The sequence below is a fragment of the Bacillus tequilensis KCTC 13622 genome (assembly GCF_000507145.1).
GTDB lineage: Bacteria > Bacillota > Bacilli > Bacillales > Bacillaceae > Bacillus > Bacillus tequilensis.
The window spans coordinates 159,777-174,010 of record NZ_AYTO01000036.1; the positions used below are offsets into that span (position 1 = coordinate 159,777).

Below are 14,234 nucleotides of genomic sequence, written 5' to 3' on the forward strand. Positions count from 1 at the left end.
AGCAATAATTCTACAATCCACTATCTGAAACGATAAAACAGGCACCAACAAAGGCTCCCTATACAGACGACCACCACTAATGTATACCAGCCAGCAGTCAATAAATGAATGACATACAAACAAATGCCGCTCAGCCCTAACGCCATAAAAAATGACTTGTAGTATTGAGGCAATGAAAGCTTAAAATCATTTCGGTTTGTATTGGTAAAAGCAAACAGTCTTATTGTCATGAACCATATATATATCCCTAAGCCATATATATACCAATAAACTAAATTCTCAACCCCCATGAAAGCAATAGAGACACAGTAAAGAATAAACAACCAGACTGTATTCGTCAGTTCTAGAATCATGATTTTCCCCAAAAGTGCACCAGGGAATAAATGAAGGGCACCTGATTGCGAATGCCTGACTATTCCTGAATAATAAGAACTCAACATGACTGCCGAGACGACGAGAAAGAAGAGAAGATAAAACCATTCTGGATATATAAAAATGACGACATAAAAGACGCAGCCCATCATGACGGTATGAATGCTATGAAAAAATAAATGTTTTTTCATGAGCAACAGTTCCAACCACAGAAATGACCAAATACCATTTAGACTTTGTAGTCCCCACCAAGTTGTCCTTGGTTTCTGCATAATTTGCCCTGATCCAAATTGACGTTCTTGAAACTCCTCCCAGAATTCAGCTTCCTTCACCAACGATTCCTTCATTTCTACCTGGCTGCTCGTAAAAGAAATTGTCATAAAAGAAACCGCAATGATCCCAATAAATACAGCCGCATACAATGGTGACAATGTCTTAAACACTACACCTGCACCACTAATAAAACGACCAATATCCTCCCACAGCCCAGGTGAAGGTTGTAGAAAGTAGAGTTGAAAAAGACATATAGAGTAAATACCTAGCATTAAAAGAAAGACTGAAATGTATATCCTTTTCATTTTCTTCACTGTTCTGGCACATGAGACTGACATCAACCATACTTCAGCGATAAAAAAGAGCCCTACAAAAATTATGGATCTGCCTATTAAATTGATATGCTCACCCAACAGAAGAACAATCACTAGATTACTGAATATGGCTGAGATGATCCAAAGCAAAGCCTTCCAAGTGACACTGAAAAATAAAACACTATACACAACTTTTGAAAAAGATGTTGGAGTGCCATACAGCCACATGATATCAGCCATCTGACTTGGCAATCGATTGGAGAAAAGTCCAAATGCCGTATAAAGGATAAAAACACCTGTAAGCACCCAACCAGTAAGACTCATATCCCATATTGCAGATCTTGAAACAAAACTTACTTGAAATCCGGTGGCTCCAACAAAAAGGAGCATGATCAGAAAAGGCATTCTTTTTTCCTGACCTTGATTAACAAAACGCCTTTTTGACTGAAGCCATAAAAAAGAAATGATATTATTCATCTGACCATTCCCCTAGAAGACGAATCACTTCTTTTCTCCATTCCGATTGTTCCTCTTTGAATTGAGGAACAGACAAACTCTTCATAAGTTCCCCATCTCGAATTAATAACACTCTGTCTGCTGTCTCTAATACAAACTCAAGACTATGAGTTGACACAAATGCTGCGCAGCCTTGATCAGTCTTGGCCTTTAACCAGTTTGAGAGCCACTGTTTTGATGGAATATCGAGACCTACAGTCGGCTCATCCAATATATAAAGCAAGGCATCCTGAACTATTGCCCCCGCTAAGACAACCCGCTGCTTCTGGCCTCTTGACAGCTGACCACACAATTCATCTGCTTTCTCCTCCAAGTGTACTTCCTTCAATGCATCATAAACCCGTTCTTTTAAATCCTTTTTATCTTGATGGAATCCTCTTGCCCTGAACTGAATATGTTCAGCAGCTGTTAATGTCGGGTACAGGTAAGGCTGATCCGGAATGAGCGCTACTTTTTTTTGAACATTTACATGGCCCGGAGGAGAACCATCGATGAGAATATTTCCTTTATCTGGTTTGTAAAGCCCCGTCAAACATCGAATTGTCGTAGTTTTTCCAGCTCCATTTGGTCCTAATAGCGCCACAATTTCTCCTCGCTGAATTGAGAAAGACAAATGTTCAATCCCATCACCATTCCGGTAGCACTTGCTTAAATCTTGCACTTGCATTAATTGCATCAAATCTTCTCCTAATATTAGAATGAAGTAGTCTTTGGTTTATCGTTATGCATATGTCTCTGAAGTTTAAACTGCCACAGCGGCATACAGACGAGCACTAAATTATGAATGAAATGAGCTGCTAATACACATATAAAACCAAATTTGATAAATAGAACTCCCAAAAAGCAACCGAATATAAATAGATGCAGCCAACGTATCCACCTTGGGTCATATCCAGTTACTTGGTGCATAACCGCCCACAAAAAGGAAGATATAACAATGGAAATAATGATATTTCCACTCAGCCACCAAATGACTGAAATCATTAGCAGCCGATAGATAACCTCCTCTCCAGCCGAACTTTGTATGCTCATATTCAATCCTTGCCTAAAAGTAAAACCTGATAGAAAGACGGTTCGGTTAGAAAGCTCAGGAGATATACTTAAATAATGCTTTTTCTCTAATAAGTTAAACAGCAGTGAAGTCACTCCCAAACTAATGAGCCCCGCTCCTATTCCGTAGAAAACCTGAATCATTGGCTGTTCAAACGTTTTCCATCCTAATTCACCAGTAAGCGCATTTCCTGCCAATGAACATATAAATACTACAAACCCTGTTAATAATCCTGTAAGAAGTGTGGACAAAACGCCTAAAATGCTGACCGTTTTGACACTCATTCTTGCATCATAGGCATTTACAATTGTCAATTGGATATCTTCTTTTAGTGTCAAAGACTGGCACATGATAATCAACAAACCCAGCACAAGGCTGGCGATTATGCTTGTTTGCACATCCATAAATACAAGGATGAGAATCGCAACTATCATCGCTACAGCTGAGCCCAACATACCAGATACTCCGAATGTCGACTCCACTTGTTAATCTCGAATCACTTTACTCATTTGATCAGTTAGTATTTCTTGTTCAGTACCAATATATGAAATTCGGCCGCCCTGTAATTCAACCGTCACCTTAAGTCGGATATCTCCCGCTTCCGCTATGTACCAATAAGTACTAACCTCATGAAAATCCTCTTCTTTTTTACCGCTACCAGTCATATTTGCTCTAGACCAAAGTCCATCAGGCGAAACCATTAACCTCTGCTTGAGTGCCTCTGGAGAAACTTGTTCGAACTTCCCTGAGAGAGACTTTTTCGGAACATCCGCATAAAAAAAAGTGATTTCTCGATTGGCATTGACACCGACTACAAATGATTGATTTTGGTGAACGAACCGGACTCTCCATGCTTCGACCAACCCAATATTATATAAAACCGTTCTGTTTTTCTTAAGTATACCTAAGTGATGAAGTTTATTAACTGTATCATGGTCATACCAATATACTGAGTAAAAATCCCAGTTCTCCACATCAATCCCAACAAACTCTCTTATAAATTGCACACTTATTTCTTTTGCCTCATCTTTGCTTAAGAGCAGTGAAGCAATTGTTGGAGGTTTAAATTTAATAAATAACAGTAATCCAACAATCGCCAAAATAACCCAAAATACTACTGGTAGATTATTCATTCCTGATCCCTACCTTGACTTCTTTTTGAAAAGGCAAGTCCGGTTCAGATAACTCGATTTTCCCAATACATTTGCAATTTTTAGCATCACATTTTAATTGAAGCAGACGAGCAGGTGAACCAATGTCTGCCATGCTATCTTCTAAAATATGGCCTAGTGGCAAATCCTCTAATTGGCAGGGAGTTACATATCCATCTGCTCTAATGTACCAGGCAAGATATCCTGGTGTACAAAAATCTGTTGTGAAAGAACTTTCTTCATGCTCCCAATCAATAATGTTCAGGCGGTCTCCCCATCGGTCACGGGCTTCCCTAAGCTGCTTTTGAACCAGCTCTTCAAAATCAACAGCCAAACCCCTAAAACCTTCTGTTGCTCGTCCGACAGATAACGTTTTTCCTGCACGAAAGATAAAAGCACCAGCATTGGCACATTGCTCCACCACATCAGATACCTCGCCGGCATTAGACTCATTGATGGTCATAGCAACAATCACTGGGATGTTTGCTTCTGATAATTTTTTGATGGTATTCATACTTTCTTTAAAACCGCCTTTTCTGCCTCTTAATTTGTCATGCGTATTATCAATACCATCAATGCTGATCTGCACAGAAACATTACCTAGGTGACTGAGTAATTCAACTTCATCGTCTCGCCAGTTCAATCCATTACTAAATACATTTACATTGGTAAATAGCGAACTTGCAGCAACGACTAATTCTTTAAACCCTTTTATTAGCTTAGCTTCCCCTCCGGTCAGTGTAATATCTGCAACTCCGTGGGCTGCTAGCTTTTGCATAACCAAAATCCATTGTTCACTATATAGTTCCTGCGGATATGGTTTTCCTGAGCTGGCATAACAAAAAGAACAGCTTAAATTACAGGCATTTGTCAACTGCAGGGTACAACTTATAGGTAAATATGAATCTAACGAACCTGAAACATGTAAAGGCTGATCCAACAGCCCTTGCGTCCAAGCCTCCGTAAAGGGATGGGCACTAAGCTCTTCTTTTAATTGTTCAGCACTCATCTCTTCTTTCTTTACAATCTCCCAAATACGTGCCGTTTTGTGGAGGTTTTTGTTTTTTGATAAAAGAAACGCCAATTGTGCTCCACGTCCGCTGAGTCTAAAATAAAACATGCTTTTTCTATCAATCATTACTGCACCATGAGGCTGTAAATGAACCGCTAACTCTGGTAAATCAAAATCTTTAACACGATCATTCGACATATAAAATCCCCCTCAAGAGAAAATAAGGAGTATAAGCAAATATGCTCAACTCCCTATTCTCAAATGTTAAATTGCTTTCATAGCAGGATGCGGAAGTGCACAAACACGTGTCATAGCAATACTCTTCGAGGCCCAACAGCCCATACAGCCAGCTGCCTTTACAATCGAAGTACCCCCTGGCTTTATAAGGCCTTTTTTACTCACAGATTCCCATTCTTTTTGGTTTCTTTTCATAAGTAAAACCTCCCCTCAATTTTTGCATAGAGTCTATAGACATAGCTTCCATGCGATACGATAATACCAGAATGCAAATGTCGAAGTAAGGGGAATTTTGTATTTTATCCTAAAAATTACATTAAATAGATATAAATAGAATATATTAACCCTTTAAAGATAGAAAATCTTCCATGCTACCCTCTCGAGAAAAACATGAGCTCACCCTAATTTTCACTTATGTTTTGAATATTGTGTTGTTCTATGAACAAAACCTCAAAAAGGCGATCTATTTTTATATAAAAATTCTGATGCCTATTAGATTGACAAACAACCTCTTTAAGGAAATTAAATCAAGAGATGATTTTCCAAAACTTTAGTGATTATATAAATACAATGACTTTAGTTAAATGAATGAAGTCTCCTATAATTTATATCAATTATCCATACTAAAAACCCCTTCGGCTAAATAACCAAAGGAGTTAAACTTATTAATACGCGATTTATTAACATCACAGCCGCGGTGCAGTGCAGCATACATAGTAAGAGCGATCAGCTGCAATGGAACAACTGAAACCAACGAGAATAATGCAATAAATGTGCTTTCGGCAGTAGGAATCTGTCATCGGCATCGTTTAGGTCATTCAAGATGATGCATGTGTTTGCTCCGCCTTCTTTGACATTTTCGCGAATGCCGACGAATACTTAAGTGCTTTGTTCAAGACAATCATACCGTGCTTCAGCTCTCCGTCGGCAAAAATCTCTTTCAGCTTCTGCGGACCTTCTACTTGACGGAATTTAAACAACTCACAAAAAAACACCCGCTTATATTACAAACGGATGCTAGGTCTTTCGAAATAAAACCATTGAATGTTAAAGATGAAAACAAAGCATTGCATTATTGATTAATATCTTTTAGCATCTGTTTCGGCTGTGAATAAAAAATCAGCAATGATGCAATAATCGCAATCATAACTCCTAACGCGCCAACCCAGGTAATCGAAGCCAATGATACGTTTTCTACAAAAACTCCCCCTATTCCTGCGCCGACTGCCATGGCGAGTTGCATCATGGACTGATTCATGCTGAGCAATACACCTGACATTTCCGGTTCTATTGTAGCCAGATGGAATTGCTGTGTCGGACCGGTGGACCATGCGGCAAATGACCATAATACAAGAATCACCAACACGCCGATATAGGAATGAGTGACAAGTGACAGCAGAATCAATGTGATAATGTGCAATGTCATCCCGCAAACAAGTGTGATGGGCACTCCCCATTTGTCGGTGCTATATCCCCCAAACTTCGATCCAACCAAACTGGCAATTCCAAATATAAGCAAAACCCCGCTAAGCAGTTTGCCGCTTATTCCCGAAATGTTCAAGAGATACGGCGACAGATAGGTATAAACAACAGAATATCCCCCGAGCCAGAAGAAAGTGATTGATAACCCCATCGCCACTTTCCGTTTTTTGAAAAGAGCAAGCTGCTGAAGCAAGGGCACTGGCTTATCCCCTTCAGTATGCGGAAGAGCCAAGAATATAACGATCATTGCGATTAACCCCAATAAAGCAATTGCACCAAATACAGACTTCCAGCCGAATGCTGTTGCTATCATTCTTCCAAGCGGAACACCAATGATTAAAGAAGCGGTAAATCCCATCACGACAGTAGCGATGGCACTGCCTTGCTTCCCTTCCGATGCAATCTTAGCGGCAATTGTTAATGCGGTGACAACAACCACACCCGCTCCCATCGCCATAATGATCCGCGCTGCAATAAACCATCCATAACCAGGCAGGATAAGGGCCAAGATGTTGCCGAACACAAACAAACCGAGGGCATACATCATCAATTTGCGTCTATCCATACTTGCTGTCAACACCATAAGTACAGGTGTGGAAAGAGCATATACAAGTGAAAAGATTGTAATAAGCTGGCCCGCGGCAGCCAAGGTTATCCCGAGTGTATGAGCGATCTGATCCAAAATACCGGAAATGATGTACTCTGAGGTTCCAACTAAAAAGCTGACAATGGCTAAAATGTAAATTTTCCAAGTGTTAGACATAAAAACATTCACTCCTTCAGCATTAATAAAACAACATATCACGAAATGTCGATATATAATTTAAAAAATAAACACATCGAAATATGTCGATATGTATGACGTAAAAATAAACATCAATTGATGTTTATTTTTATATCTCTGTTTTAAGAAAGTCAGCAAGTTTCCCAATGGCTTCTTCATCTCTTTTGTAATACGTGTACTTCCCGATTCGTTCGGCCTTAATCAGACCGGCTCTTAAAAGGATGGTAAGATATTGAGAAGCCGTCGATTGCGTCATTTTCAATTTGTCGGTTATTTGACTGACACATACCCCGATTGTGTTCATATCAATCCCTTCATGAGGAGCAAAATGACGATCAGGCTCCTTCAGCCAATGTAAAATTTGCAGCCTTGATTCATTTGATAAGGCTTTGAATACTTCAATTGGTTCCATATGGATTATTATATCGTTATATTCCGATATGTCAATTCGTTTTTTTGAATTTCTGACTAATCCCACGAAATGAAACTGAAGACAGCATATCAAAAATGGCCTTTAATCAAGTCATTGTACGCTTTTGGGAACCCGGCGTTGGCTTTGTTAGTTGCCTATTACCAGTCATCAATGAAAAGAAGCGGAAGATGATGATGTTCAATCAGCTTCCAGCCCCTATGAAAATTCAAGCTCTGCTTGGCTTGAATAGTATTGTTTCATTCTTCATCTCAAAGATTTTTCTCCAGATCATTAACTAATTTAAATACCATCACTCGTTCACCTGTACGCGAGCTTAAATCAGTATGAAAACTTGTCACTTCTTCTCCGGTTATCCTCAGGATAATATCCTTAAGTTCTTCTATACCTGATTCAACTAACTCCGAACGAGTTTGTTTGATAGATAACATACCCTCTTTTGATTCACAAACTGCATATTCAGCCGGTGTTAAAACTCCTTTTAAATTAACAATGATCATATCCCGCAGTATATCGGTCTTAACAGATACAGACCCGCGCCCAAGATAATCTTTTTCCCATTGAGTGATTGTCTTGCTGATCTCTGATTCAAAAGAACCTTTCGACTTTTTCATATATCAAACATCTCCTGAGCAAATAAATTGGCATATTCTATTTATTATATCGTCTCATTAATATTCTCTTATCACATGTCCTTCATATACACCTTCAATATCCAAATCAGTTTTACCGTTTCTTAAGACGACTATCATTTTAGATAACATATTTTCTTCCATCATAGAGTGTATATGCAAAAACCGCACACTTTCTAAATCGGTTTTCTCAACTTCTTCATAAGATTTTAATTGATAATAATCAATTGCTTTTCTCATTACTTTTTTCAAACATTCCATATTTTCACGATCAAACGGACTCATTTCCTCTATTGTTTTTGTTACAAAATCAGTTAAATTAGATTGCATACATTCTCCTTAGATGACAAGCAATAATCAGATAAGGCTTGACGCTGTTTTAATAGCAGGAACAGGAACCTCCATAATTGAGGATTCTCCATCCTTATGATTAACGATTAACCCTCTCACTTTAACAGATGACGGCACTAGTGGATGTTGGCGAATGATATCAACGCTTTTTTCAATACCGCCGCTGCTGTTTTCATTTAACCATTCATCGACCGTACCGCCTAAAAACTCAGGCTTGCAATGTTGGAAAAGATAATCCAATGTTTGTATTTTATCTTTCATTGTTTTAAGTTGCGTTAGTCCATTACCTGTGGAAGTCTTCTTATCTTTTGTTCCTACAACAAAAATCTCCTCAACATTCTCCTGATAAATCGCAAAAATAACAGACCGCATAATTTCTCCATAAGGATGCGAGACACTGGCACCGTAGCTTTGTATCGTCAGCATATTTTCCGCTGGAGTATCAGTCACTTCTTGTAAAATAGGCTCCAAGCCGTTTTCAATGTCCGTCAAAAACAATACTTTTTTATTTACATTCATACAGCACACCTCTTCTTTATATTGAGTAAGGAATCCATCGGATAAATGTTTATATGAATAGTTACCAGCTTTCCCAACGTCCTTCTGGATCAATACTGGCCAGTCGGACCCATCCATTTTGAACTTTTTGCAGAAATACTGAGTTGTTATTTAATAACCGTTCTACATATTCTCTCGGTGCTTGAATAACAATCAATAAACGAAGAGGAGAATGATAAGCCTCGTGATCTGATTTCATGACGGATTGCCAAGGCAGTCCTGTTAACAAGTCACTTGCATTTCCCTGCATAACGCCAAGACCCGCAGTAACGGTTTGAGTCGCTTTATTTCCGCTGCCATAATAATGAGGTGCTACTGTTGATGCGTAATACTGTAAATTAATCCATTGGGCCACAGTTCCAGGTCCTGCAATAATATTTGCCAGGATATCACCGCTTTCGTCCTGCTTCCAATCATAATTATGAAGAAAGGCTCTTCCTTCTAAATCACAATCCTGAGTTAGTTCACGTTGGCCGATTATAAAAGATGCATTACGAGCCAGTCCCCATTCCGGACGTATCTCACTCCAATCCTCCGCATATCGGTGTGCCTCTCCCTTCGGATTTTTAAGTTCCGATTGGAAATTGGGCAATTGGGCCAGACGTTCTGCATTTACGTGATGCTTCACTTTCGGCATAACAGCTTCGATGCGTTCAAATGCTTCTTGTGCAGCTTCAGAAAGCTCTGGTACATAAAGCCAATGTAATTCATCCACCGTTGTATCATGTTCAGCGGCTGCAAACACCGTATCCTCAGGGATTGCAATTCCTTCAGTTAAAAGAGCTTCTCTTACCTCTGAAAGATTACATAAAGCAGCTAAAACTCTGGCATTGAATCCGCCGGCCGCTCCGCCGCAGGCACCACAATCAAGAGCAGCGGCATAAGGATTATTCGTACTTTGACTGCCATGGCCGCAAATCACGACTAATGGAGCGAAGTTCTTTGTTAATCCCATCATTTTTAATGCTTGGCAAGCATAGTTCACTTTTTCTTCTTCAGTAAAACCTACAGGTATTTCTGCCTCTGTGTCACCATCATAATGAAGTGAAAGTTTTGTATCGGGTTTACGTACCCAAGCATCACGGAGATGACGAATGAAACGATCCGTTTTTCTTGGCACAAAGGTGCGTGCTGCCATTTGCAGACTAAGCCAAGGCCCGCTTAGCTCAGGCAGAAGCAAGCTCGCAAGTACATTCTGTTTCATCGTTTTAAATGTATGGCTTACGGAATGAACTGCTTGCTTGCGCTGCTTGTATGTTTGGAAGACATCTTCATCTGCGAACTCTTTTATTTTATGTTGCGGTTTTTGTATGATCGGCAAGGAGGCGTGACTGTGTTTACTGCCAAGTTCACAAGTTGCAATCGGCACCCCAAAGAAACCGGCAATACCAATCGTTTCAAACGGACCTTCTTTTTCTAGCTGACGGCGAAAAGGTTCTGATCGTACATCGATGCAGAATGCTAATTGAGCTAATGCGGATTTTTTATTGTTTTCACGTTGCTTCGAGATGATCTTCTGACTTAGTCGATCAGTGTATGTTTGTTCCCAAGCCTCTAGCCAAAGTTTCCGGCGAAGTTTCTCATCAAAGAGATAAGCAAACGATAAATATTCGTTTTGTTCACTGGCCGGCATCTGAGACCATTCCTCCAGTGTAAGGCCCCCCCAATGAATCCAAGCTGCTAAAAGGGGAGTCATCGGAATCTTTTTCTCAGATCGTACTTTTTCCAAAGGCAAATATGGCTTTGTAAGGGCCAACTCCATGGATAGTCGAACCGCTAAATATTCCGTCAGGAGTGCATGTTCATGGCTCGATTGTTGAGAGCGCCAAAGCATCATCCCTGCCCATCCAGGCAAGGAAAGCAAATGGCCTTCAAGATAAGTCTGGATTTCTGTTTCTGGGATTTCCAGTGCGAATAAAGCTTCTTGTAAAGCCATATGGGCGTCTTCCGGCCAACCTTTTAATCTTTTACGCTCCTGTTTAGTAAGTGCTGGATCATATTGAATGAGATGCTGCCACGCACGATAGAATCCTTCCTCACGATTGGGCATAGTCCAACCCGCTTGAGAGTCATCAAGATATAATTTACTCCACTTAATGACATGCTGATCAAGTATATTTGCTACCCTTTCACCATCTTGATTCTCTATATATGAACTTATTGGTTGTGCATAAAAACTCTCGATGCGATCAAATCCACTACATCCATTCACCAATTTCTCCAGCTTATGCGATGATAAGAGGCTGGAAGGCAGCGGATCTAATTTTAATCCAGCACGGCAAAATCGCTCCGCTGCGTCCTGCGGGATAGTAAAGGAATGCGAATCAAGCCAGCGCTGCAGTCCCATTTCCAAAAAATCTTCATCAATCTCACCTTTATTCTTTGCTGAACGGATCATAGCTGCACTAGGGTATATATCAACATCACGAGTGTTTTTCAACCAACCTGCAACCTGATCAAAAGGTTGGTTTTCAAGCCCCATCCACGGATTGCGTGCAGCAAATGTAGAAATAGGCCAGAGCGGCGCGATCACTCGGCTGGCGGACTGAATGAAAACGTTAAGATCATTCCCTTGAAGCTCAATATCTGTATCTTTCTTTTTTACATTTTCTTTCGTTAATACGGATGTCATGCCCATCTCAGATTAGCTCCTTATGATAAATATTGTTTAAGGTAGTCTGGGTGATTCTCTACTGTCTTTCGTTTTGCTTCACCTAATCGCAGTAACCAAAGATAGATTACCGCGGAGAAAACGGAAGAACGATGACGAGCAACCCACGTACTCAGAACACCGCCAAATAACAATAGACATACAACAATGATGACAGCTGACATTGGAGGGTGAACACTTTGTAAAACGGTTGTATGCAGCCAATGATAGAAAAGGTTATGAATGATAAAATAGACGAGGGCTGCACCTCCTAAAAATGTTAAGCCAACAATTCGACCCCATTTCCCCTCTCCAAAAGCTACAAGCTGAGTCCAAGAAACGGACAATGACCACCCTAAGATCAACGCACTAATGAATTGATACCCCTCTCCAGGAGCAGCGAGCCAAAAAGCAACGCCTATCACAAAGGCTAACGTGCGACCAGCCACAATCCATAAATAGGATGATCTCTCATTAGCCCGCGTCGATCCTTCATAACGCTGTACGACTGAACCAGCCTGTAAAAATAACGTAGCTTTGAATAAACCATGTAAAATAAGATGAATAATCGCTGCTATATAGGCCCCTAATGCACACTGAATGAGCATAAATCCCATTTGCGCAATCGTTGAGCCTACTAACTGGCGTTTATAGTCAACCTGAACTAAACTAATACCAGCTCCAATCAATACAGAGATGCCGGCAAGCAGAAGTAAAATAATTGATGCGATACCACCATGAAATAGAGGTGAAAATCGAGTGAGTATAATCCCGCCGGCGTTTACTAAACCTGCGTGCATAATCGCAGAAACAGGAGTTGGAGCAACAATAGACTCAATCAGCCATCTTTGGAATGGCCATTGAGCAGCAGGTATGACCACTGCTAACACAATCAATAAATGTATTCCTGTTTGCTCCCAAATCCCCAGTTGAGCTAAATTTTCATTTATTAAAACCAATGATAGCCGCCATTGACCTGTGACTTGAAAAAGCCAAATCATCACGAAAAACAAAGAAAACCAGCTTAACAAAAATAACCGGCCAGAAACCTTGGCTGCTTCACCAGCCACATGCCAAGCACTGTTCAACCTGATAAGTAAGGTTAAACCGACAAGAGTTGCTCCCCAAAAGATAACCATCAAGCGAAGATCGCCGCTTAACCATGTAATAGAAGCAGCACCTGTAGTGAACGTGAAAAGCGTAAAATATTTTCGATAAGAACGATCTCCCATTAAGTAACGCACAGAAAAACGCTGAATGACGAATCCAATTGCAAGAACAAAGAAAGTCATTAAACAAGCGATGGAATCTAAGTGCCAAAGGCCAATATCTGCATTCACATTGCTATTGATAAGCAGCAGGAAGGAAACCAAAAGCGGTAAAACCAAAATACCAATATGAATGCGAACATAGCTCAAGGGAACTCGTGGAACCAAAAACAATAATCCACTTATCCCGGAAATCATAAGCATAATAAAAAATAATGTTAATAATGATGACAAACTCAGCGAAAACAACATTTCAAATTCTCCCTTAGGTAAAATTCTCTTCTGTAATTTTATTTATCTCTTTGAATCGTTACGTATTTTTCCAAATAAAAAAGCCGACAACATCAAAACTCAATGATGATCTTAGTCATTGAGTCTTGAAAATTGTCGGCTTCACTTCAACTAACTTCAGCGAAGTTTTTTAAAGTGCTACCTTATGATTGGTCATTTTACTATATACAATATTTTAAGTTCCGTCTTAAGGAATGGAATATCGTCAATTTAGTGCCTTGATTTATAAAATAAATCGACTTATGTTCCTTTTCGTTTTTAATTAGGATACTTTTTCATCCTATCAAGATTTAAAATTAAATATTAAAAGAATGCTAAAGTCCTAATTTTATGAGCAAAAATAAACATCTGCTCCGATTATTGAGTTAAGTATAAGATATGCTAAATTTTAAACATTGTCAAGATGTTGGAATACGGAGAATGAAGTATCAAATCCTTCTTTCCCTTTAAATATACATCCTGAATCTTTAACCAAGGCCTATGATATCTACCATTCTAATTTTTTTGTAGAAATACAAGAAAAACTTTATAATCATTTTCTATTTTCTTGTTTAATAAATAACCGAGTTCAATTAGCAACTATAAATGAATACTGGTTCCTACTTTCCTTGAAAATACCTTCTTTATATTTTCTTATTCTTATGGCAATCTTAAATATCTGTAAAACTAAACATAGCCATCTTTGAAACAAAAAACCCCTTTGGCTAAAACTGTAGCTTTGAAATAAAGGATGATCAAAAATAACACATGAACCTTCAGTTTACGGCAAATTTAAAGAATCCATTTAGAAAAAAAGATAGACCAAAATGGATTCTACAGTTTTGAATACAGATGGAATCTTTATAAAAGAGTTTGATCATTT

The 14,234-nt window shown here is 39.3% G+C and carries 10 protein-coding genes and 3 pseudogenes; all 13 read right to left on the minus strand.

What is annotated here, in order from left to right; translation table 11 throughout:
- Nucleotides 1–20: 20 nt before the first annotated feature.
- The gene (skfF, locus tag V756_RS0116440) at nt 21–1,436 is read right to left on the minus strand and encodes a sporulation killing factor system integral membrane protein (protein ID WP_024715626.1); all 1,416 of its coding nucleotides are present in this window, start codon (nt 1,434–1,436) and stop codon (nt 21–23) included.
- On the minus strand, nt 1,429–2,151 hold the full coding sequence (locus tag V756_RS0116445; RefSeq protein WP_024715627.1) for an ABC transporter ATP-binding protein: 723 nt from the start codon (nt 2,149–2,151) through the stop codon (nt 1,429–1,431). Before V756_RS0116445 ends, skfF begins: the two co-directional genes overlap by 8 nt.
- Before the next feature lie 17 nt (nt 2,152–2,168).
- A pseudogene (locus V756_RS01000000122640) lies at nt 2,169–3,659 on the minus strand (CPBP family intramembrane glutamic endopeptidase).
- Entirely contained in the window at nt 3,652–4,887 is a 1,236-nt protein-coding gene (gene skfB, locus V756_RS0116455; RefSeq protein ID WP_024715628.1) for a sporulation killing factor system radical SAM maturase, read from the minus strand. Before skfB ends, V756_RS01000000122640 begins: the two are co-directional and overlap by 8 nt.
- Nucleotides 4,888–4,953: 66 nt before the next feature.
- Entirely contained in the window at nt 4,954–5,121 is a 168-nt protein-coding gene (skfA, locus tag V756_RS0116460) for a sporulation killing factor (protein WP_024715629.1), read from the minus strand.
- Between the two features lie 415 nt (nt 5,122–5,536).
- Nucleotides 5,537–5,888, minus strand: a pseudogene (locus V756_RS1000000124145) (hypothetical protein); the annotation flags it as partial.
- A 110-nt stretch (nt 5,889–5,998) separates the two neighbouring features.
- Nucleotides 5,999–7,171, minus strand: coding sequence for an MFS transporter (locus V756_RS0116475; RefSeq protein ID WP_024715631.1), 1,173 nt, complete (start codon nt 7,169–7,171; stop codon nt 5,999–6,001).
- A gap of 130 nt (nt 7,172–7,301) precedes the next feature.
- Entirely contained in the window at nt 7,302–7,604 is a 303-nt protein-coding gene (locus V756_RS0116480; protein ID WP_024715632.1) for an ArsR/SmtB family transcription factor, read from the minus strand.
- 269 nt (nt 7,605–7,873) lie between these two features.
- Nucleotides 7,874–8,236 (minus strand): Na-translocating system protein MpsC family protein, encoded by a 363-nt coding sequence (locus tag V756_RS0116485; protein WP_024715633.1) that lies wholly within the window; start codon nt 8,234–8,236, stop codon nt 7,874–7,876.
- A 57-nt stretch (nt 8,237–8,293) separates the two neighbouring features.
- On the minus strand, nt 8,294–8,584 hold the full coding sequence (locus V756_RS0116490; RefSeq protein WP_024715634.1) for a DUF6407 family protein: 291 nt from the start codon (nt 8,582–8,584) through the stop codon (nt 8,294–8,296).
- A pseudogene (locus V756_RS01000000122650) lies at nt 8,569–9,124 on the minus strand (carbonic anhydrase). The gene V756_RS0116490 and the pseudogene V756_RS01000000122650 overlap by 16 nt, the downstream one beginning before the upstream one ends.
- 61 nt (nt 9,125–9,185) lie before the next feature.
- Nucleotides 9,186–11,801: a DUF2309 domain-containing protein gene (locus V756_RS0116500; RefSeq protein WP_024715635.1), complete on the minus strand. Its 2,616-nt coding sequence runs from the start codon at nt 11,799–11,801 to the stop codon at nt 9,186–9,188.
- Nucleotides 11,802–11,815: 14 nt separating this feature from the next.
- A complete protein-coding gene (locus V756_RS0116505) occupies nt 11,816–13,333 on the minus strand; it encodes an NADH dehydrogenase subunit 5 (protein ID WP_024715636.1) in 1,518 nt (505 codons plus the stop codon).
- Between the last annotated feature and the right edge of the window lie 901 nt (nt 13,334–14,234).

Coding starts and splice junctions, on each gene's coding strand:
- V756_RS0116500 (WP_024715635.1), bottom strand. CDS start 11,801: ATGGGCATGACATCCGTATTAACGAAAGAAAATGTAAAAAAGAAAGAT.
- V756_RS0116505 (WP_024715636.1), bottom strand. CDS start 13,333: ATGTTGTTTTCGCTGAGTTTGTCATCATTATTAACATTATTTTTTATT.
- skfA (WP_024715629.1), bottom strand. CDS start 5,121: ATGAAAAGAAACCAAAAAGAATGGGAATCTGTGAGTAAAAAAGGCCTT.
- skfB (WP_024715628.1), bottom strand. CDS start 4,887: ATGTCGAATGATCGTGTTAAAGATTTTGATTTACCAGAGTTAGCGGTT.
- V756_RS0116490 (WP_024715634.1), bottom strand. CDS start 8,584: ATGCAATCTAATTTAACTGATTTTGTAACAAAAACAATAGAGGAAATG.
- V756_RS0116485 (WP_024715633.1), bottom strand. CDS start 8,236: ATGAAAAAGTCGAAAGGTTCTTTTGAATCAGAGATCAGCAAGACAATC.
- V756_RS0116445 (WP_024715627.1), bottom strand. CDS start 2,151: ATGCAATTAATGCAAGTGCAAGATTTAAGCAAGTGCTACCGGAATGGT.
- V756_RS0116480 (WP_024715632.1), bottom strand. CDS start 7,604: ATGGAACCAATTGAAGTATTCAAAGCCTTATCAAATGAATCAAGGCTG.
- skfF (WP_024715626.1), bottom strand. CDS start 1,436: ATGAATAATATCATTTCTTTTTTATGGCTTCAGTCAAAAAGGCGTTTT.
- V756_RS0116475 (WP_024715631.1), bottom strand. CDS start 7,171: ATGTCTAACACTTGGAAAATTTACATTTTAGCCATTGTCAGCTTTTTA.